The 19,995-nt window shown below is 77.3% G+C and carries 11 protein-coding genes, 1 tRNA gene and 1 pseudogene; 8 read left to right on the top strand and 5 right to left on the bottom strand.

The window, feature by feature from the left end; translation table 11 throughout:
• Positions 1 to 162: 162 nt before the first annotated feature.
• Positions 163 to 1,449 (bottom strand): annotated as a pseudogene (locus ACH5AR_RS09260) (SpoIIE family protein phosphatase); the annotation flags it as partial.
• Positions 1,450 to 1,656: 207 nt separating this feature from the next.
• Positions 1,657 to 3,060, bottom strand: a complete 1,404-nt coding sequence (locus tag ACH5AR_RS09255; protein WP_396300723.1) for an NAD(P)/FAD-dependent oxidoreductase — start codon at positions 3,058 to 3,060, stop codon at positions 1,657 to 1,659.
• Between the two features lie 526 nt (positions 3,061 to 3,586).
• Between ACH5AR_RS09255 and ACH5AR_RS09250 the strand changes: the two genes are divergently transcribed.
• The gene (locus ACH5AR_RS09250) at positions 3,587 to 4,489 is read left to right on the top strand and encodes a TetR/AcrR family transcriptional regulator (protein WP_396300722.1); all 903 of its coding nucleotides are present in this window, start codon (positions 3,587 to 3,589) and stop codon (positions 4,487 to 4,489) included.
• A 460-nt stretch (positions 4,490 to 4,949) separates the two neighbouring features.
• Positions 4,950 to 7,085: a sigma-70 family RNA polymerase sigma factor gene (locus ACH5AR_RS09245; RefSeq protein WP_396300721.1), complete on the top strand. Its 2,136-nt coding sequence runs from the start codon at positions 4,950 to 4,952 to the stop codon at positions 7,083 to 7,085.
• A gap of 122 nt (positions 7,086 to 7,207) precedes the next feature.
• On the opposite strand, the gene ACH5AR_RS09240 is transcribed toward ACH5AR_RS09245, so the two are convergent.
• The 3 genes from ACH5AR_RS09240 to ACH5AR_RS09230 form a co-directional block, all read right to left on the bottom strand.
• Positions 7,208 to 7,912 carry a DsbA family protein gene (locus ACH5AR_RS09240; protein ID WP_396300720.1) on the bottom strand — a complete coding sequence of 235 codons (705 nt, stop codon included), beginning with the start codon at positions 7,910 to 7,912 and terminating at the stop codon, positions 7,208 to 7,210.
• 147 nt (positions 7,913 to 8,059) lie between these two features.
• Entirely contained in the window at positions 8,060 to 8,581 is a 522-nt protein-coding gene (locus ACH5AR_RS09235; RefSeq protein ID WP_396300719.1) for a universal stress protein, read from the bottom strand.
• Between the two features lie 1,467 nt (positions 8,582 to 10,048).
• The gene (locus ACH5AR_RS09230) at positions 10,049 to 12,202 is read right to left on the bottom strand and encodes an asparagine synthase-related protein (RefSeq protein ID WP_396300718.1); all 2,154 of its coding nucleotides are present in this window, start codon (positions 12,200 to 12,202) and stop codon (positions 10,049 to 10,051) included.
• A gap of 818 nt (positions 12,203 to 13,020) precedes the next feature.
• Here ACH5AR_RS09230 and ACH5AR_RS09225 point away from each other — a divergent pair.
• From ACH5AR_RS09225 to ACH5AR_RS09200, 6 genes are all read left to right on the top strand, one after another.
• Positions 13,021 to 14,448, top strand: coding sequence for a hypothetical protein (locus ACH5AR_RS09225; RefSeq protein WP_049658584.1), 1,428 nt, complete (start codon positions 13,021 to 13,023; stop codon positions 14,446 to 14,448).
• 159 nt (positions 14,449 to 14,607) lie between these two features.
• Positions 14,608 to 15,843 carry an L-2-hydroxyglutarate oxidase gene (lhgO, locus tag ACH5AR_RS09220; RefSeq protein WP_396300717.1) on the top strand — a complete coding sequence of 412 codons (1,236 nt, stop codon included), beginning with the start codon at positions 14,608 to 14,610 and terminating at the stop codon, positions 15,841 to 15,843.
• A 116-nt stretch (positions 15,844 to 15,959) separates the two neighbouring features.
• Entirely contained in the window at positions 15,960 to 16,790 is an 831-nt protein-coding gene (trmB, locus tag ACH5AR_RS09215; protein WP_396300716.1) for a tRNA (guanosine(46)-N7)-methyltransferase TrmB, read from the top strand.
• 105 nt (positions 16,791 to 16,895) lie between these two features.
• A complete protein-coding gene (locus ACH5AR_RS09210; RefSeq protein WP_396300715.1) occupies positions 16,896 to 18,245 on the top strand; it encodes a PrsW family glutamic-type intramembrane protease in 1,350 nt (449 codons plus the stop codon).
• A 119-nt stretch (positions 18,246 to 18,364) separates the two neighbouring features.
• Positions 18,365 to 18,438, top strand: a tRNA-Met gene (locus ACH5AR_RS09205).
• 413 nt (positions 18,439 to 18,851) lie between these two features.
• Positions 18,852 to 19,985 (top strand): hypothetical protein, encoded by a 1,134-nt coding sequence (locus tag ACH5AR_RS09200; protein WP_396300714.1) that lies wholly within the window; start codon positions 18,852 to 18,854, stop codon positions 19,983 to 19,985.
• Positions 19,986 to 19,995 lie beyond the last annotated feature (10 nt).

Raw genomic sequence — 19,995 nt, 5'->3', positions numbered from 1 at the left:
GGAAAAGCGAAACGACCGGCACGAACCGGAAGTGGTGTTTCAGGGGATTGGCCGCCCCGGGACCGTCCGCGCAGATGCGTGTCCGGTGCTCCCTGCCAGGCAGCTCGAAAGACTCTAGACCTCTGGAGGGCGCGGGTCAAGCGGCGCAAGCGGATTTCCGGCGCCCTCGTCCGGGGGCAGCTGGAAGGCCAGGACCGCGACGTCGTCGTCGTGCTCGGAGGTCACGCCCATCGCCCGCAGCAGCCGGGCGCAGATCACCTCGGGGGCGCCGATCGCACCGGTCAGGGTGCGGGCCAGGAGGTCGAGGCCCTGGTCGATGTCCTCGTCCCGGCGCTCGACCAGCCCGTCGGTGTAGAGGACGCCGGTCGTACCGGGGAGCAGCCGCAGGGTGTGGGAGACGTGCAGGCCGCCGCCGGTCCCGAGCGGCGGGCCGTTCTGCTCCTCGCTGCGCAGGATGGTGCCGTCCGGGCAGCGCAGCAGGACGGGGAGGTGCCCGGCGGAGGCGTAGGAGAGGGTGCGGCGCCGCGGGTCCCAGACGGCGTAGGTGCAGGTGGCGATCTGGTTGGCGTCGATCTCCATGGCGATGCCGTCGAGCAGGCGCATCACCTCGTGCGGCGGCAGGTCGAGGCGGGCGTAGGCGCGGACCGCCGTCCGCAGCTGGCCCATGACGGCGGCGGCGCGCAGGCCCCGGCCCATGACGTCGCCGATGACGAGCGCGGTGCGCCCGCCGTCGATGGCGATGACGTCGTACCAGTCGCCGCCGACCGCGGCCTCGGCGCCGCCGGGCTGGTAGGTGGCCGCGACCCGCAGGCCGGCCGGCTGGTCGAGCTTCTGCGGCAGGAGGCTGCGCTGGAGGGTGACGGCGGCCTCGCGCTGGCGGCGCTCCGCTTCGCGCAGGCGGGCGGCGGCGAGGACCTGGTCGGTGACCTCGGCGGCGAAGACCAGCACTCCGGCGGGCGGGCCCCCGGCGGGGGCGTCGCCGTGCTCCCCGGTGCCGAGCGGGACGCAGGAGACGTTGTAGTAGCGGTTTCCGGTGAGGCCGAGGATGCAGCGGGCCTTGACGCTGCGCGGGCGGCCGCCGCGGATGACCTGGTCCATCAGCGGCAGGACGCCCATGGTGGCGAGCTCGGGGAGGGCCTCCGCGGCCGGCAGGCCGGTGGTGCGCTCGCCGAAGAGCTCGCGGTACGCCCGGTTGGCGTAGCCGAGCTGGTGGAGCGGACCGTAGGTGACGGCGACCGGGGCGGGGATGCGGTTGAGGACCTCGCGCAGGTTCTGCGGCTTGTACGGGTCGGGCAGCTCTGCGGTGCCGCCGGGGCCGGTCGGGTCGCGAGGGCCGGGCACGACGACGCCCTCGGGGCAGGGGGCACCGTCCTCGGTGCCGGTCCCGTGGGGCGGGAGGGCACGCCAGGGGACTCCGGCGAGCCGGGCGCTCCAGCGCATGAGGTTCAAACGACGGCCGCTTCCTCGTTTTCCAGGCATATCATCACTTTTTGTGTGCGCCGCAGCACACGGGGTAATGACCAGGTCGGGCTGATCCTGTCAGGCGGAGGCCCGGTTCCGGAAGTCGCGCGCCCGGCGTGGCCGCCCGATCCGCCCTTTGGTCCGTCCTCCGCTCCGGCGACCGGTCGGCCGGCGGCCCGGGGCGGCGGGGGGCGGTCATCCGGGAGCATCCGGTCCGGTGCCGGACGGCCTTCCGGCGCCCGGGTCGAAGCCGCTCCCGAAGGCCGAACGCGGGTGCTCCATCGCGCCCAGCGAGACCACCTCGCGGGAGAACACCCCGCCCAGAACCCAGTCCATCAGCACCCGCACCCGGCGCTCGGCACTCGGCAGCCGGCGCAGGTGCCGGGCCCGGTGCAGCCACCAGGCCCGCCGGCCGGTGAGCCGGCCGCCGCGCCGGGTGTGCGCGACCGCCCGGCGCAGGCCGAGCGAGGTCGAGCAGGCGGCGGGGCCGGGTCGGTAGGGGGCCAGGCCCGGGGCGTGCGGCCCGCCCTCCAGGGCCACCACCACGTTGCGGGCGAGCAGCTCGGCCTGGGCGAAGGCGTGCTGGGCGTTGGGGGCGCACGGTGCGCCGTCCGCGTTCGGGTCCGGTACGGCGGCGCAGTCGCCGGCCGCCCAGACGCCGGGCAGCGCGCGTCCGTCCGGTCCGACGGCCTGGAGGGTCGCCAGACATCGCACCCGGCCCAGCGTGTCCAGCGGGAGGTCGGTCTCGCGCAGCAGCGGGGACGGCCGGACGCCCGCCGTCCAGACCAGGGTGCGGGCGCCGAAGCGGCTGCCGTCGGAGAGCGCCACGACTTGGTCGGCCGCGGATTCCAGGGTGGTGCGCAGCCGGATGTCGACGCCGCGTTCGCGCAGTTCGCCCAGGGTGTGGTCGGCCAGTTCGGAGGACTCCTCGGCAAGGATCCGGCCGGTCGCCTCGACCAGCACCCAGCGCAGGTCCTCGGCGCGGATGTTGTGGTAGCCCCGCACGGCGGTGCGGGCCATGTCCTCCAGTTCGGCGAGCGCACCGACTCCCGCGTAGCCCGCACCGACGAAGACGAAGGTGAGCGCGGACTGGCGCAGCGCCGGGTCGCGGGTGGCGGAGGCGAGGTCGAGCTGTTCGAGGACGTGGTTGCGCAGGCCGACCGCCTCGCCGACGGTGGAGAAGCCGAGGCCGTGTTCGGCGAGGCCGGGCACGGGCGCCGTGCGGGAGACCGATCCGGGGGCCACCACGAGGACGTCGTAGGGCAGTTCGACCGGGGCCGGGCGTTCACCGGGGGCCGCGGCGTCGGCCAGGGCGCGCCGGGCGGCGTGTTCGATCCGGGTGATCCGGGCGGTCAGCACCCGGCAGTCCGGCAGCAGCCGGCGCAGCGGGACGACCACGTGGCGCGGGTCGATCGAACCGGCCGCCACCTCGGCCAGCAGCGGGTGGTAGGTGAAGTAGGCCTGGGGTTCGACGACGGTGACCTCCACCTCGCCGCGCCGCAGCCGGTCCCGCAGGGCGCGCTGGAGGTGGAGTGCGGCGGCCGTTCCGGCGCAGCCGCCGCCGGCGATCAGGATCCTGATGGTGCGCCTCCTGCCCATGCGACGTTTCGTCCCGGCCGCCCCGCGGCCGGGGGTGTCCCCCCATCACGCCCCCTATGAAGGACCGGCGGGGGTCGTCTTGTCCACAGTCCGTACGGGGCTGGATGCGTCACGAGTGACCGCCGTGGCCAGTTGTGCTTACCGGGCGACTTTCTGACGCACTTTCGGCCTCGGAGAGTGGTGAACTATGGTCGGATTGTGTACCGGGGCGGCCGTCGCCATGACAACTGGCGGCGACGCACCGTGGAGCGGCCACTACGGCCTGTTCCAGCGTTGGCGTGAGAACCCGACTGGGGGACAGTCATCCGGGGAAGGGTAGTTCCCGGACAGGGCCCCGGACGGTGCCGACGCGCCGAGCCGGACGTGGACCCGGCACGGCGGCACGAACCGTGGTCACCGGATCGGGACGGGCGGCACGAGCAATGGGTCATCGGGTCACTTCTGACGGGCTGAGCTGCACCGGGGGGTGCAGGGGCGGGCGACGACAGGGTCCGGTTTCGGACGCCTGCGGGGGAGAGTTGGGATGATGGATCAGGAGCAGGTGTTGGGGCGGGCGGGTGCGCCGCAGGCCGGGCCGGGCACGGTCCCCGAGCAGCGCGGCCCGGTGGACCTGCCGGCCCCGGGCGGGCTGGCGCAGGTCGGCGTGGCCCAGGCCGGGGTGGCGCGGCCCGCCGTTCCGTACCGGGCCGAGCCGGCGCCGGCCGCCGCGCCGGTGCCCGGGGCGCGGCTGCGGGTGGACGCCCGGCGGAACCTGGAGAGCGTGCTGCGGGCGGCCCGCGAGGTGTTCGGCGAGTTCGGCTACGGCGCGCCGATGGAGGAGGTCGCACGCCGGGCCGGGGTCGGGGTCGGCACCGTCTACCGGCGCTTCCCGAGCAAGGAGGTGCTGGTCCAGCGGATCGCCGCCGAGGAGGTGGCGTGGCTGACCGCGCAGGCGCGGGAGTCGCTGTACGGCGGTGACGGCGCCTGGGAGGCGCTGGCCGGCTACCTGGCCCGCGCGGTGAGCAGCGGTGCCGGGCGGCTGCTGCCGCCGGAGGCGTTCCGGTACGCGGAGGAGCTGGGCCGGGTGCCCGAGCAGCGGATGGCGGAGGCGCCGGCGGCGGTCCGCTTCGACCTGCGCGGCGAGGAGGCCCGCTCCGGCGGGGCGGTCGAACCCTCGGCGGCCGATGCCGATCCCCGGCTGCTGCTCCAGCTGCTGGCGGCGCTGGTGGCGCGGGCCGGTGCGGCGGGCGAACTGCGCCCGGGCGTCACGGTGTCGGACGTGGTGCTGGTGCTGACCGCCTCGGTGCCGGTGCACGCGGCCCGTCCGTCGGTCTCCGCGCCGGCGGCCGGCGGTTTCTCGCCGATTTCTCCGCAGACGGACGGCCAGCCGGTCGCCGGGCCCTCGGACCGGCTGCTGCAGATCCTGCTGGACGGACTGCGGGAGCGCTGACACCCGTCGACCGGCGGGCCGCCACGCCCGGCGGGTACGGGAGTTGGAGGGAGGACCGGCGCGCGGCCCGAGCGCGCGCGCCGGGTGCGGGGGTCGCACACCCCACCGCCACACGCTGGGCGAACGCTTCTGCGACGGCCCCTCCGAGGAGTGGAAGGCGGCCACTGCGGCTACCGTCGGCCCCTGCGCTATGCCATCCTTTGCCCGTGGTTGGAGCCAATGTCCGGATGCGCGCCCTTCGCGCGCCGTCGGCGCCGTCTGCCGGGGAACCGTGCGCCTACGCACTCCCGCGCGCCCTGCCACACTACGGGGGCTGTCGTGGAATCTGGGGTCCGTTGTGAGCGCCGAGGAACAGAACGACTACGGGTACGGCCTCGACTTCGGGGGCTTCTCCGGTGATCCCGCCGAGGGGTCCGCCGCCGGGCCCTGCAGTCTCGGCAGTCCCGGTGGGGCCTCCCAAGTGCCCGGTGCCGCAGCGGGTTCGGCCGCCGGGCAGGTGCCCGACCAGGCCGGGATCCCCAGTCGCGAGACGCTCTCCGCCTCCGCCGCCGCGCTCCCCCCGGGCCGCGTGCCCGGGCAGGCCCCGGCCGGCCGGGGCGGCGTCGCCCCCGAGGCGTTCGTCGGCGAGCCGTTCACCGGCGGGGCCCGCACCGCCCGGCCGACCGTACCCGCCCCCGCCGACCCGGTGGACGGCGAGCGCCCGGCCTCCGACGCCGAGTTGACCGCCCGGGTGCGGGCCGGCGACGACACCGCGTACGAGGAGATCTACCGCCGGCACGCCGACTCGGTGCGCCGCTACGCCCGCACCTGCTGCCGGGACAGCTTCACCGCCGAGGACCTGGCCGGCGAGGTGTTCGCCCGCACCCTCCAGGCGCTGCGGGCGGGCAAGGGCCCCGAGTTCGCCGTCCGCGCGTACCTGCTGACGGCCGTGCGCAACGTCGCCGCCGCCTGGCACCGCAGCGAGCGGCGCGAACAACTCGTGGACGACTTCGCCGTGTTCGCGCAGACCTCGGCCGCCGTGGTCGACGTCGACCTGGCCGACCCGGGCGCCGACGCCTGGGCGATGGCGCTGGCCGACCAGCGGATGGTCATGCAGGCCTACGCCGAACTGCCCGAGGACGACCGGGTGGTGCTCTGGCACACCGAGGTCGAGCGGGAGTCCCCGAAGACCGTCGCGGTGATGCTCGGCAAGACCGCCAACGCCACCGCCGTCCAGGCCCACCGGGCCCGCGACCGGCTCGCCGCCGCCTTCCTCCAGGCGCACGTCTCGGGCAGCCAGGACAGCGCGTGCGAGGGGTACGCCAACCGGCTCGGGGCGTACGCGCGCGGCTCGCTGCGCAAGCGGGCCTCGGCGGAGGTCGGCCGGCACCTCAAGGAGTGCGACCGCTGCACGGCCGCCTGCCTGGAGCTGACCGAGATCAACACCGGGCTGCGCGCCCTGCTGCCCGGCGGGGTGCTCGTCTGGATCGGCGTGGGCGGGTCCGGCGTCGCCGCGGCCGCCGTGGGCGGCGTCGCGGCCGTCGGCGGTGCGACGGCGGCCGGGACGGCCGCGGCGGCCTCCGGCTCCTCGGGGGCGGCGGGAGCCGCGGCCGGGGCGGCCGGTGCGGGTTCGGCCGGTGCGGGCTCCGGCGGGGCCGGTGCCGCCGCGGCCGGCGAGGGCCTGGGCACCGCCGCCAAGGCCGGGATCGCCGCCGCCATCGCGGTGGCCGCAGCCGCCGTCGCCGCGTACGCGTTCACCGGCTCGCCCGAACCGAAGCCCCCGGCGGCCGCTCCCCCGGCCCCCAGTGCCCCGGCCGCCGCCGCTCCGGCGCAGCCCGCGAGCGCGGCCCCGGCTCCCGAACCCCCCGCACCGGCTCCCGGCGCCGCCGAGCCCGCCCCGGAGGCTCCCCCGGCGAGCCCGGCGAGCCCGGCGAGCCCGGCCACCAAGCCGGCCACCACCTCCACGCCGGCTCCGCCGCCCGCCACCACCCGGGCACCGGAACCCGCCGCGCCCGCGCCCAGCAGTCCGAAGGTGCCGACGCCGACGATCACCCCCCCGGTCGTGACCGTGCCGACGCTGCCGCCGTTGCCCACGCCCGACGTGCCGGTCGTCCCGACGCCCACCCTGCCGCCGGTCCCGACGCCGACGGTCACCCCGCCGGTGCTCAGCGACTTCTGGGGCAACTCGCTGCCCGTGCTCAAGCCCGGCAACAACCGGGTGCCGCCGCCCGGGCCGAGCATCCGGCAGAAGGGCAGCGACAAGTTCTGGCAGCGCGACGGCGGCTGGATCGCCGGTGACTACCACCCGCACGCGATCACCGTGCACGCCCCGGCGGCCACCGTGATCGACCTCAACCGCAGCTGCACGTCCTTCGACGCGGTGGCCGGGGTGGACGACGCCACGATCTCCTCCGGCAGGGTCGTCTTCTCCGTCGAGGGCAGCGACGGCAGCGTCCTGTGGCGCTCGCGCGCGCTGGCCGTCGGCGACGACGCGGTGCCGGTGCACGTGCCGCTGGACGGGCAGAAGTCGATCAAGCTGACGGTCGCACCCGTGAACGGGATCTGGTCGGCGCTGAACGTCGCGGACTGGGCCCAGGCCCGCTTCCGGTGCTCCTGACCGGGGGCCGCGCCGGGCGGGTGTGACAAGGGCCCGCTCCGGGACTCCCGGAGCGGGCCTCGGGCCCCGGCCCCCGTGCGGCCGGGCGGGTTCACCGCTCGGGCGGGGTGGGGACGGGGGCGTCAGATGGCGCAGGAGCCGTCCGCGCAGGCCTCCCCGGCCGGGGCGACCTGCACCGGGGCGGGGCGGCGCTCGCCGATCTCGGTGGCGACCTGCTCCAGCACCTTGCGGAAGGTCGCCGCGTCCTGGCCGCCCTGGACGGCCCACTTGCCCTCGAAGACGAAGGTCGGCACGGCGGAGATGCCCAGCTCCCGGCCCTCGGCCAGCTGGGCCTCGACCTCGGCGGTGCCCTCGTCGCCCGCCAGGTAGGCGGTCACCCGGTCCCGGTCCAGACCGGCCGACACGGCGACGTCGGCCAGTGCGGCGCGGTCGCCGACGTCCACGCCGTCGGTGAAGTGCGCCTTGAGCAGCGCCTCCTTCAGTCGGCCCTGGACGGCCGGGCCGTACTCGGACTCGGCGAGGTGCAGCAGGCGGTGCCCCAGGAAGGTGTTGGCGTGCAGCGCGGCGTCGAAGTCGTAGGTGATGCCCTCGGCCAGGCCCAGCTCGGCCACCCGGGCGTCCATCGCCACCGACTGCGGGCCGTAGCGCTCGGCCAGCCACGCCCGGTGCGGGCTCGCCGTCGCGGGGGCGTCCGGGACCAGCTGGTACGGACGGTAGTCGACCTCGACCTGCCCCTTGCCCGGGAAGTCCGCCAGGGCCTGCTCGAAACGGCGCTTGCCGATGTAGCACCAGGGACAGGCGATGTCGCTCCAGATCTCGACCTTCATGCGGGGGCTCCAGGGGCGTTTGTCGGATGTGAACAAGATGGGTGAACGATGAACCATCTCGGTACATTCCCGGCACACCGGCGCCGTCCCGGCCCCGGCCGGCGCGGCCGGGGTCAGGGCGCGGGCGGGGTCAGGGCGCGGGCGGGGTCAGGGCGCGGGTGGCGCCGGGACCACCAGCACCGGGCACGCCGCGTGGTGCACCACCGCCGAGCTCACCGAGCCCATCAGCAACCGGGCGAAGCCGCCGTTGCCCCGGGTGCCGATCACCAGCGTGTGCTGGTGGGTCGCCGCCTCCAGCAGCACCTCGATCACGTTGCCCAGCACCACGTGCAGCGACAGCTCCCCCTCGTACGGCACCGGGCGGTGGCGCTGCACGGCGGCCACCGAGCGGCGCAGCCCGTCCGCCATGCTCTCGACCAGCGTCTCCACGCTCTCCTGCACCAGCTCCGCCATCCCGGGCGGGTAGCCGGCCGGCGCCGGGTTCACCACCGCGAGCACGTACAGCGGCAGCCCGAACAGCTCGGCCTCCGTCATCGCCCGGTCCAGCGCCCACAGCGACCCGTCCGACCCGTCGCACGCCGCCAGCACGCCCGGCGGACGCCCCGTCGGCGGACGCCCGAGCACCGACAGCACGACCGGCACCTCCCGCCCCGCGCTCCCACCGGCCACCGCACGTCCTCCTCACCCCGGATCCACACCCCCGCCATCATCACCGCCCCACCGACCCTGGCCCGGCAACCGCGCCGCAGGGGCGGAGGCGGGCGGCTGCTCACCGGCTGATGGCGGGTCACGCAGCAAGGGGAGGAAGAGGGCCCGCAGGGAGGCGGTCGGCCTGCGGCGGCAACCGCGACGCAGGGGCGGGGACCGGGCCACGGACAGCTGCTCACCGGCTGATGGCGGGTCACACAGCGAGGGGAGGGATGGGCCGCAGGGGGCGATTGGCCTGCGGCGGCAACCGCGACGCAAGGGCAGGGACCGAAACCGGACCGCGAACGACTCCTCACCGGCTGGCGGAGGGCCGCGCACACGGGCCCCGCAGAAGCCGGACGACCTGCGGCGACAACCACGACCACAGGCGCGGAGACGCGCGGCCGCGCACCTCATCCGCACAGCGCGTCGAAGGCGGGGCGCAACCGACGCACCACCTCGTCGGCCACCTCGGCCAGGGCACCGACTGATGGCAGGTCACGCAGCAAGGGAAGGAGAGGGCCTGCAGGAGGCGGTCGGCCTGCGGCGGCAACCGCGACGCAAGGGCAGGGACCGAAACCGGACCGCGAACGACTCCTCACCGGCTGATGGCGGGGCACGCGGACAGGACCCGCAGGAGGCGATCGGCCTGCGGCGACAACCACGGCCGCAGGGGCGGGGCGGGGACTGGGCTCATCATCCGCGCAGCGCGTCGAAGGCGGCGCCCAGCCGACGCACCGCCTCGTCGGCGACCTCGGCCAGGGCACCAGCTGATGGCGGGGCACGCGGACAGGACCCGCAGGAGGCGATCGGCCTGCGGCGACAACCACGGCCGCAGGGGCGGGGAAGGCACTCCGGGATCCCGGCACACGGCCGCCAGGGCGGCAGGACACGAGGGCAACCGGACCACGGGACCGGCGAGGGACCGCGGTGGCGCGGAGGCGGGCAAGGCTCGCTCGGGTGGAGCGGGGCCCGGACGTCGGGGCAGGGCCGGGCCGGGGTCAGGACGCGAGGGCGGGCCGGCGGGGGCCGGGGAGGCCCGTCCCGCAAGCGCCGTCGCGGCGGGCGCGGACGCGACGGGGCCAGGGCGGCGCGCAGAGGAGGGGAGCGCGGGGCGGCCGGACGGCCGGGAGGTGGTGGGCCGGACGACCGGTCGGCAAGCAGCAGGCGCCGGACCGGGCCGCGGACGGCTGCTCACGGGCGGGTGGAGGCCGCGCGGACAGGCCCCGCGCGAAACCGGGTGGCCCGCGGCGGCCACCGCACCGCTGAAGCGGCGGGGCACGGCCGGATCACCGACGGCCCTGCCGTTCTGGGCGGCAGCCGTGCCCCGAACGGCAGGGCACGAGGACCGCCGGACAACGGGACCGGCGAGGCGTCCGCCGGAGCTCGCGCTGGCGGCGGACCGGGACAGCGAGGAGAGGAGGGAGGACAGTGGCGCGCGGTCTGGGGTCAGGAGGTGAGGGCGGGCTGGCGGGGACCGGGGAGGCCGGTCCAGCAGGCGCCGTGGCGGCGGGCGCGGACGCGGCGGAGCCAGAGCTCGGTGGAGACCAGGTCGGCGAGGCCGGCGAGGACGGCCGGGGACGGCCGGGCGGCCGGGTCGGTGGAGCGGGCGAGGCCGGCGCGGACGGCGGGGAGGTCGATGAGGCCGGCTTCGGCGAGCAGCGGGGCGTCGAAGAGCTCGGCGAGGCCGTCGGCGGCGAGGCGCAGGCCGGCGCGGGTGGGGGCGGTGCGGTCGGGACGGGGGCCGCGGCCCCAGTCGGGGGGCAGGTCGGTGCGGCCGGCGCCGGTGAGGACGGCGTGCAGGAGGGCGTGCCGGGCGCCGGGCTGGAGGCGGACGTCGTCGGGCAGCAGCCGGGCGGCGCGCACCACCTGGTTGTCCAGGAAGGGTGCGTGCAGCCGCTGGCCGGGCTGTTCGGCGGCGTGCACGAGGGTGCGGAAGGAGCGTGCCTGCCGGTAGAGGGCGTGCCGGGCCCGGTGCGCGCCGGGGTGTTCCCCGGGCGCCGGTCTGCGCGCTGCCAGCCGGAGCCTCAGTGCGACCGCCGAGAGCGCCTCGTCGGAGAGCCAGCGGGCGGCCGGGCCGGGCACGCACCAGGCGAGGTCGACGGCCGAGCGGGCCCCCGCGGTGGCGGCACCGTCCGGGACGTGGCGGGCGGTCAGCCGGGCGGCTGCCTCGTCCAGCGCCTCGGCGTAGCGGACCCGGGAGAGCCGGTGGGCGGCCCGGACCACGGTGAGCGGGGTGCGCAGGGTGCCGGTGAGGACGCCCGCGGCCGCCCGGTCGGCGCCGGCCAGGGCGACGACCGGGGGCAGGAGTCCGCGCGAGCGGCCGGCCCGGATGAGGTCGGCGAGCCGGGCCGGGTGCCCGTCCAGGACCTGCCGGGCGCCGTAGCCGGTGAGGTGGTCGGTGCCGCCGGCGTCGAAGCGGGCCTCGGCCCGGGCGGCGGCGACGAGTTCGGGCCCGGGCTCGTCGGTGAGCCGGCCGGCCTGCGGGTCGGCGCCCGGGCCGGCGTACGGGAGGGTGTCCGGGCCGGGGTCGAGAACGGTGTGCCGCAGCCGCGGGGTGTCGGGGGCGAGCGCGAGGGCGGTCGGCGGGCCGGTCTCGCCGAGGGTGACGGCGGCCAACTGCTCGGGGGCGGCGGGGCCCCGGGCGGCGGTGCGGGCCCACGAGCCCTTGACCGCGCCGCGCCTGGCCCCGCCGGAGGCCGCCCGGTCCGCCGCGGCCGCCGCCCCCGGCGCGGCGGCCGTCGGCACCGGCGGCAGCGGGACGGCGGCGGCGAGCAGCGCGACGGTCGCGGAGGCCGTCCCGTACGACAGGTCGACGCCGAGCCGGGACCGCCCGGCCGGGTCGGGTGCCGGGGCGGTGGTGCGGACCCGGGAGCGGACGGACTCCAGCAGCGCGCGGGTGAGTTCGCGGACGGCGGGCGCCTCGTCGCGCGGCTGCTCGGTGCCGGCCGGGTCGTCGTAGCCGGACAGGTACGGGCGGCCGCCGCGGATGCCGAGCACGTGCCCGGGCGGCACCCGCTGGACGCCCTCGTACGGGGTGCCCGTGCCGAGCGCCTCGGGGGACTCGGGGCAGGCGAGCCGGGCGGCGAGGTGGCCGGTGTCCAGCGGGGCGCCGACCAGGTCGGCGAGCGGCAGGGCGGCGGTGGCGTAGGCGGTGCCGCCGGCCCACGGGGTGTGGAAGACCGGCTGGGCGCCGGCGAGGTCGGTGAGCAGCAGGGTGGAGCGGGTGCCGGAGCGCAGGACGACGGTGTAGCTGCCGGGCCAGGAGGTCAGGTGGCGGACGGCACCGCCGCGGGCGGCGGCGAGGCCGGCGGCGAGTTCGGCGTCGGTGGCTCCGCAGTGGCCGAGGACGGCGAGCCGGGAGGTGGCGGGGGTGTCCTCGACCCGGTCGGGGGCGGTGGGGCCGGCGCTGACGACGGCGGGGGCGCCGGGGCGGAGGGTGACCAGGCGGATCTCCCCGGGCCGCCAGTCGCCCACGGCCCAGAGCGGGTCGGGCCCGGCCCACAGCGGGCGGGCGGCGATCGGCTCGACCCGGCCGAGCGCCTCGTGCGCCGGGGTGCCCGTACCCGGGGTGCCCGTGCACCAGCCCGTCAGCCACCGCATCGCGCCTCCACCGCACGAGGACCTGCATCCGTGTGCGCGTCCGCCGCCCGCCGGGCGGCCGGGTGGGGTGCCGTGGCGGCCCGGGCACGTCCCGGCGTGCCCCCGCAGCTCGACGCGCCGTCAGGAGACATCGTGCCACCGCGGGAGGCCGCCGTGGTCGGTGTTGCGGCTTCCGCCCCCGTCCGGTCCGGGCGTTCGACGGCCGCGGCGGCCGGGCGGGCCGCTCTGCGCGGGCTCCGGGCCCCGCCCTCCGGGCCGGGGCGTCCTGCGGCACCCGGCTGCTGCGGTCCGACAAGTTCCGCTTGCCGGAGGGGAGTTCGGTCCTGCCGCCGCCCCCGGGGGGAGCGGGCGGGCCGGGCCTCCCCCTCCCCGGCCCGGACCGCCGGCGAACGCCTTGGCATGGGCATCGCGAGATGGCCGAAAGGCGTCGCCCGGCCCGGGAGGGCATCCGCACGCCCTCCCGGACTCCACCGCCGCCCGCGGGGATTGAGGCGGCGGCATCCCCCGGCCCGCCCGGTCCTCGACGGCAGGCCGACCCACGACCACCAGCGAATCGCCGACCAGCCGGTCGGGCCAGGGGGCACGGCCGGGCGCACGTGAACACGGGACCGGAGCACGACGCTCCGGCGCGCGGCGCGGTCGGCCGGATCCGAGTGGTCCGGACCAACTCCGGTGCGACACCGCCGAGTGCACGATCCCGCCATCCGGAATGCGACCTCTTAACCGTCGGAACGCGTCCGACTACGCTAGGTACAGCAGCTACGGCCCGGTGCCGCCCGGGCCCCGCGCACAAGGCCGCAGGAGGTGCCGCCGCCACCATGACCGTCAGCCCACGTGGACCGAACGAACGGCTCGGCACGCTCCTGACCCTCGCCCAGATCAGCAACGCCGGACTGGCCCGCCGGGTCAACGACCTCGGCGCCCAGCGCGGCCTGACCCTGCGGTACGACAAGACCTCGGTCGCCCGCTGGGTCAGCAAGGGCATGGTGCCGCAGGGGCCCGTCCCGCACCTGATCGCCACCGCGATCGGCGGCAAGCTCGGCCGGCCCGTCCCGCTGGAGGAGATCGGCCTCGGCGACACCGATCCGGCGCCCGAGCTCGGCCTGGCCTTCCCGCGCGAGGTCGCCGACGCGGTCCGCTCCGCGACCGACCTGTGGCGGGTCGACCTCGACCTGCGCCGGGGCCCCGGCGGCGGCCGCTGGAGCGACAGCCTGGCCGGCACCTTCTCCGTCGCCGCCTACGCGACGCCCGTCTCCCGCTGGCTGATCACCCCGGCGGACGGCTCGGTGGCGCGCGAGGTGCCGCGCTCCCCCACCGACACCTCCTCCTACCGGGTCGGCCACTCGGACGCCGCCAAGCTCCGCGAGGCCGCCCAGGAGGCCCGCCGCTGGGACTCCAAGTACGGCGGCGGGGACTGGCGTTCGTCGATGGTGCCGGAGTGCCTGCGGGTGGAGGCGGCGCCGCTGCTGCTCGCCTCGTACAGCGACGCGGTCGGCCGGGCGCTGTTCGGCGCGACCGCCGAACTGACCAGGCTGGCCGGCTGGATGGCCTTCGACACCGGGCAGCACGAGGCCGCCCAGCGCTACTACATCCAGGCGCTGCGGCTCGCCCGGGCCGCCGCCGACGTGCCGCTCGGCGGCTACGTGCTGGCCTCGATGAGCCTCCAGGCGGGCTACCGGGGCTTCGCCGAGGAGGCGGTCGACCTCGCCCAGGCCGCCCTGGAGCGCAACCGGGGCCTGGCCACCGCCCGGACCATGAGCTTCTTCCACCTGGTGGAGGCCCGGGCCCAGGCCAAGGCCCGCAACGCGGCGGCGTGCGCGACGGCGCTCGGCGCCGCGGAGAGCGCGCTCGAACGGGCGCGCGCCGGGGATCCCGATCCGGCGTGGATCGACTTCTACGCCTACGACCGGCTCGCCGCCGACGCCGCCGAGTGCTTCCGGGACCTCGGGGTGCCCTCCAAGGTCCGGCAGTTCACCCGCGAGGCGCTGGCCACGCCCACCGAGGGCTTCGTCCGCTCGCACGGCCTGCGGCTGGTGGTCTCGGCGATGGCCGAGGCGGAGGCGGGCAACCTGGACGCCGCGGTCGCCGCCGGCGAACGCGCCGTCGAGGTGGCCGGCCGGATCTCCTCGCAGCGCAGCCGGGAGTACGTGGTGGAGATGCTGCGGCGGCTGGAGCCCTTCCAGGGTGAACGCCGGGTACGGGAGTTGACCGAGCGGGCGCGGGCGGTGATCGTCGCCCCGGCGTGAGCGCGCGAGCAGCGTGAGCGGCGCGCCCCGTCCCCGCGCGGGCGCGTCGGCGGGCGCGCGAGCAGGATCGGCCCGCGGCGCCCCGCGCACCCTCGACCCGCCCGCCCCGCCGTGGCAGCATCGGCCGCGTCGGGGCAGGCGGACCGTGAGGAGCGCGCGGTGGCGGACCAGGTCGACGTGGCGGTGGTGGGCGGCGGGATCGTCGGGCTGGCCACGGCGTACGCGCTGACCCGGGCACGGCCGGGGCTGCGGATCGCGGTGCTGGAGAAGGAGCCCGGTTTCGCGGCGCACCAGACCGGGCGCAACAGCGGGGTGATCCACAGCGGCGTCTACTACCGCCCCGGCTCGTACAAGGCCCGGTTCGCCGTCGCGGGCGCCGCCGAGCTGGTCGCGTTCTGCCGCGAGCACGGCATCCCGCACGAGGTGACCGGCAAGCTGATCGTGGCCACCGACGAGGCCGAGCTGGACCGGCTGGCGGCGCTGGCCGGGCGCGGGCGCGCCAACGGCATCCCGGTCACCGAGCTGGACCGGGCCGGGATCGCCCGCCACGAGCCGGAGGTGGCCGGGATCGCCGGACTCCACGTCGCCACCACCGGGATCTGCGACTTCCCGGCGGTGGCCACCGCGTACGCCCGGCTGGCCCGCGAGGCGGGCGCCGAACTGCGGCCCGGGAGCGAGGTGCTGGCCGTGGCCCGGCGCCGCGACGGGGTGACGCTGCGGACCCCGGCCGGCGAGCTGCGCTGCCGGGTGCTGGTGAACTGCGCCGGGCTGCACGGCGACCGGATCGCCCGGCTGGCCGGGGACGACACCGGGGTGCGGGTCCTGCCCTTCCGCGGCGAGTACTACGAGCTGACCGAGCGGCGCCGGGGCCTGGTGCGCGGCCTGGTCTACCCGGTGCCCGACCCGGCCTTCCCCTTCCTCGGCGTGCACCTCACCCGGGGCGTCCACGGGGACGTCCACGTCGGCCCGAACGCGGTGCCGGCGCTCGCCCGCGAGGGCTACCGCCGGGGCACCGTCCACCCGCGCGACCTCGCCGAGGTCCTGGCCTTCCCCGGCACCTGGCGGATCGCCCGCCGGCACTGGCGGTACGGGCTGGGCGAACTGCACCGCTCGCTGTCCAAGCGGGCGTTCACCGCGGCCGTCCGGCGGCTGCTGCCCGCCGTCGCCCCGGAGGACCTGGTGCCGGCCGCCGCCGGGGTCCGGGCCCAGGCGGTGGCCCGGGACGGCTCGCTGCTGGACGACTTCGCCTTCGCCGGGTTCGACCCGGACGACCCGCGCTCCCCGCGCCGCGTGGTGCACGTGCTGAACGCGCCCTCGCCCGCCGCCACCGCCTCGCTGCCGATCGGACGGGAGGTGGCCCGCCGGGCGCTGGCCGCGCTGGACGCCGGGGGCTGAGCCGGGCGCCGCGGGCCGCGGACGGACCGGTGGCGCCGGAGGCGGTGGGAGCGGCGGATGAGCCCGGTCACAGGCCCCGCCGCAGTGCCCCGACAGCCCCGTAGACTCGGGTGATTGTGACTGCCACCGCCCCGATCCCCCAGCCCTCGCCGTCCGCCCGGCTGTCCGCCGCGCCGGCCGCCTACCCCGCGCCGATGTACCCGCACAAGGCCACCGAGGCCCAGCACCGCGAGCGTCGCATCCGCAGCTTCCAGCCGCGCCGGGGCCGGATGACCAACGCCCAGGCGAGCGCCCTGGACCGGAGCTGGGAGACGTACGGCATCCCCATCGACGGCACCCCGCTGGACCTCCGGGAGCTGTTCGACGGCCTGCCGGTGACCCTGGAGATCGGCTTCGGCATGGGCGAGACCACCGCCGCGATGGCCGCCGCCGACCCGGCCATGGGCATCCTCGCCGCCGACGTGCACACCCCCGGCCACGGCAACCTGATCGGCCTGCTGGAGCGCGACGGCTCCCGCAACGTCCGGACGGCCGCCGGCGACGCGGTGATCCTGCTGCGCGACATGCTCCCGGACGCCTCGCTGGCCGGCCTGCGGGTCTACTTCGCCGACCCGTGGCCCAAGCCGAAGCACCACAAGCGCCGGCTGGTCCAGCCCTCCTTCCTCGACCTGGTGCTGCCCCGGCTCGCCCCCGGCGCCCTGGTGCACTGCGCCACCGACTGGGAGCCGTACGCCGAGCAGATGCTGGCCGTGCTGTCCGCCTCGCCGGAGCTGGAGAACCTGCACCCCGAGGGCGACGGGACGGGCTGGCTGGAGCCGGCGGACCACCCGGACGGCAGCGTTCCGGGCTACGCCCCGCGGCCGCAGTGGCGCCCGGTCACCAAGTTCGAACGGGCCGGGATCGCCAAGGGCCACGTCGTCCACGACCTGCTGTTCCGCCGCCGCTGACCTCTCGGCGCCGTTCGAACGGGCGCCCCCGGCACGGCCGTTCGGGCCGGACCGGTCCTCCCGAGTCCGCCCGGCGGGCCGCCGCCGTGGCCTACCCTGTGCCGCATGGGCAGCCCGTCCGGCGGCGGGTCCGGGACGCCCGCTCGGACGACGGTCCGGGCCGCCGCCGACGCACCGGAGACGGCCCCGAGCACCGGTGGCACCCGGACCATCCCGGGGCCCCGGAGGCGCCGGGCCCGCCGCCTGCTGCCCCGGTCGGGCACCGGTGCCGCGTCGGCGCCGACCGGGCCGCCCGCCCTCGCCCCCGGCCCGGCCGGGACGCCCGCCGCCCCCGGGGCCCCGCCGGTCCGCGGCCGCCCGGTGGCGATCTCCTCGGCCACCGCGGTCGCCGTGCTGACCCTGCTCGGCTGCGGGGTGCTGATCCTGCACCTCGTCCAGCGGCAGACCGGCACCGTGGGACTGCTGGTCGGCCTGGGCCTCGCGATGGTGCCGCTGCCGTTCGTGCTCGGCGGCCTGGCCTGGCTGAACCTGACCGCCCGGGTGCCCCTGCGGCACACCGTGTTCTGCCTCGCCTGGGGCGCCTGCGCGGCCACCACCGTCGCCATCCTGGCCAACAACTGGACGGCCAGCTACCTGACCCGGCACCGGGGCCCGTTCGGCGAGCTGCTCGGCGCCGGGATCGCCACCCCGGTGATCGAGGAGAGCGCCAAGGCCACCGCCCTGCTGGTGCTCCTGCTCCCGCTCGGCCGACGGCTGCGCTGCCACGGCCGGCGCGCCGGCCGCCCCTGCGCGCCGCTGCTGCGCCGGCTGCCCGCGCCCCGCCGCCCCCGCCCGTACCCGCGCCACCCCGCCGGGCCGCACGCCCGCGGCCGGCTGCGCCCGTACCTGCGGCCGCTGCCCTACCTGCGCCCGGCCCCGGCCGCCGGGGCGCCGCACCGCCGCTCCCGGCCGCGCACCCTGGCCGCCGGGGTGGTGCTCGGCGGGATGACCGCCTGCGGCTTCGCGTTCACCGAGAACGCCCTCTACCTGGGCCGGGCCTTCACCAGCGACCAGCGGCAGCGGCTGGACAGCATCGGCCTCGGCGACCCGCCCAGCCTGCGCGACTTCGACAGCACCGTGCAGACCTTCGTGCTGCGCGCCCTGCTCTCCCCCTTCGCCCACCCGCTGTTCACCGCGCTCACCGGGATCGGCCTGGCCCTCGCCCTCACCACCGGGCGGCGCTGGCTGGCCCGGCTGGCGGTGCCGGTCGGGCTGCTGCTGGCGATGGCCCTGCACGGCACCTGGAACGCCGCCGCCGACCTCGGCACGGACGGCTTCCTGGTGGTGTACGGGGCGCTGATGGTGCCCTGCTTCGCCGCGCTGGTCTGCTTCGCGGCCTGGGCGAGGTGCCGCGCCGCCCGCCACGCGGCCCGGCACGCGGCGCCCGGCCGACGGGCTGCCGCGCGGCTGCCCTGAGCCGGGCCGCTCCCGGAGCGCGGGGTGCTCCTGAGGCCCGGGGTGCCCCTGGGGACCGGGGTGCCCCGGGGAAGCGATTTCCCTTCTCGGCGACTTCCCCGTATCGTGGTGTTCACCGACGCGGGGTGGAGCAGCTCGGTAGCTCGCTGGGCTCATAACCCAGAGGTCGCAGGTTCAAATCCTGTCCCCGCTACTCAGTAGCCGAGAGGGCCCGGAGGATTTTTCCTCCGGGCCCTCTCGCATGTCCGGGCGCGGAGGCCCGCGAATAAATCCGTTGCCTCCGGCCGGTGCGCTGCCTAGGCTGGCAAGCACACTGAAGGGAGGTGATCCTGAGTTGAGTTCCATCAGGATGCGTGAGGTGGCTGCTCGCTAGAGCCGCCCCTGCCTGCGCAGGGTGGGGCCCGAGAGGCCTCCGGCAGGCGAAATCCACAGCAGTCACCCGGCCCGCGGGCTCACCGGTACATCCCCGGTGCCTCGGCGCCTGGCCAGTGCACGGGCCGGCGCGGAGGAGCAGCCCGCGGGTCGTCTGCGTTTCCGCGGCCCGGACGCGGCGCTAGAGTCGGCGCGGATTCCGGAGCGGAGCGGCGCGGGCACGGGGGTTGGACGATGGCGGGGGCGCGACGGGGCAAGGCGGCGGCACTGCGGACGGCGCGGTGGGGCGCCGCGGGGGCGCTGGCCGGGACGGGGCTGCTCGGGCTGCTGCTGTTCTCGCTCGGCCGGGAGCACGCCTGGCAGGCGCTCGGCGGCGGGCTGGTGGTCGCCGGGGCCTCGGCGGTCCTGGGCGGCGGGCTGGGCTTCCTGTTCGGGGTTCCCCGGGTCCGCGGCGGCGCCGGCGCCGGTGAGCCGCAGGGCTCCTACGCGCCGAACACCAACCTGGAGCAGGTCTCGGACTGGCTGACCAAGGTGCTGCTGGGCGTCGGACTGACCCAGCTCGGATCCCTCGGCGAGCGGCTGCACGACCTCGGCACGGCACTGGCGCCCGCGCTCGGCGGGGGCGCGGAAGCGGCGCCGTTCGCGGCGGCGCTCGTGCTGTACTTCGTGGTCTCCGGCTTCCTGGCCGGCTGGTTGGTGACCCGGCTGGCACTGCCGCAGGTGCTGACCGAGACCGACCGGGCGCTGGACCTCTTCCTCGCCGGGCAGGACCGCGACCGGCACGGCGACAAGGTCGGCGCGGACGACCTCCGGGTGCGCGCGATGCAGCAGCTCGGACTGCTGGGCGGCAGCGAGGGGCGCCCGGCCGCGCCGGCGGGGCAGCTGCCGCCGTCCTCCGGCACACCGGCCGGGCCGGAGGGCGTGGTGGCGGAGGTCCGCTCGACCGCCCGGCGTTCGGCGCTGACCGCCGACCAGGTGCGGGCGCTGTTCGCGGACGGCTCCGAGGGCCGCCGGATCCAGGCGCTCGCGCTGATGCAGGGCGACCCGGCGCTCGCCGACCTGCCGAGCGTGCTGGACGCGATCGAGCACCCGCGCTCGGACTTCGAGCAGTACCACGCGCTGCTGGCCGCCCGGGGGCTGCTGTCCCGGCTGCCCGCCGCCGGGGAGCAGCGGCTGCGGGACGCGGTGGCGACGCAGCTGGTCGACCCGCAGGGCATCCCGTACGGGTCGGACCGCAGCTGGCTGGCGGAGAAGATCCTCTCCCGGCTGCCGGCGGCGGTCCTCCTCCCGGCCCAGCCGGGAGTGCCGGAGCGGTCCGCCCCGGCAGCCGCACCGGCCCGGCCGGGCGTCGGCGGCGACGTCCGGTAGTGCTACGCGG

This window comes from Kitasatospora sp. NPDC018619, from assembly GCF_044391605.1.
Lineage (GTDB): Bacteria > Actinomycetota > Actinomycetes > Streptomycetales > Streptomycetaceae > Kitasatospora.
The sequence above is the reverse complement of the archived record's forward strand: the minus strand, read 5'-3'. Positions and strand labels throughout refer to the sequence as shown.

What these genes read in the sequence shown, in the direction of transcription:
- ACH5AR_RS09210 (WP_396300715.1), top strand. Translation starts at nt 16,896, where the DNA reads ATGGGCAGCCCGTCCGGCGGCGGGTCCGGGACGCCCGCTCGGACGACG.
- ACH5AR_RS09200 (WP_396300714.1), top strand. Translation starts at nt 18,852, where the DNA reads ATGGCGGGGGCGCGACGGGGCAAGGCGGCGGCACTGCGGACGGCGCGG.
- ACH5AR_RS09230 (WP_396300718.1), bottom strand. Translation starts at nt 12,202, where the DNA reads ATGCGGTGGCTGACGGGCTGGTGCACGGGCACCCCGGGTACGGGCACC.
- ACH5AR_RS09240 (WP_396300720.1), bottom strand. Translation starts at nt 7,912, where the DNA reads ATGAAGGTCGAGATCTGGAGCGACATCGCCTGTCCCTGGTGCTACATC.
- ACH5AR_RS09225 (WP_049658584.1), top strand. Translation starts at nt 13,021, where the DNA reads ATGACCGTCAGCCCACGTGGACCGAACGAACGGCTCGGCACGCTCCTG.
- ACH5AR_RS09255 (WP_396300723.1), bottom strand. Translation starts at nt 3,060, where the DNA reads ATGGGCAGGAGGCGCACCATCAGGATCCTGATCGCCGGCGGCGGCTGC.
- ACH5AR_RS09250 (WP_396300722.1), top strand. Translation starts at nt 3,587, where the DNA reads ATGGATCAGGAGCAGGTGTTGGGGCGGGCGGGTGCGCCGCAGGCCGGG.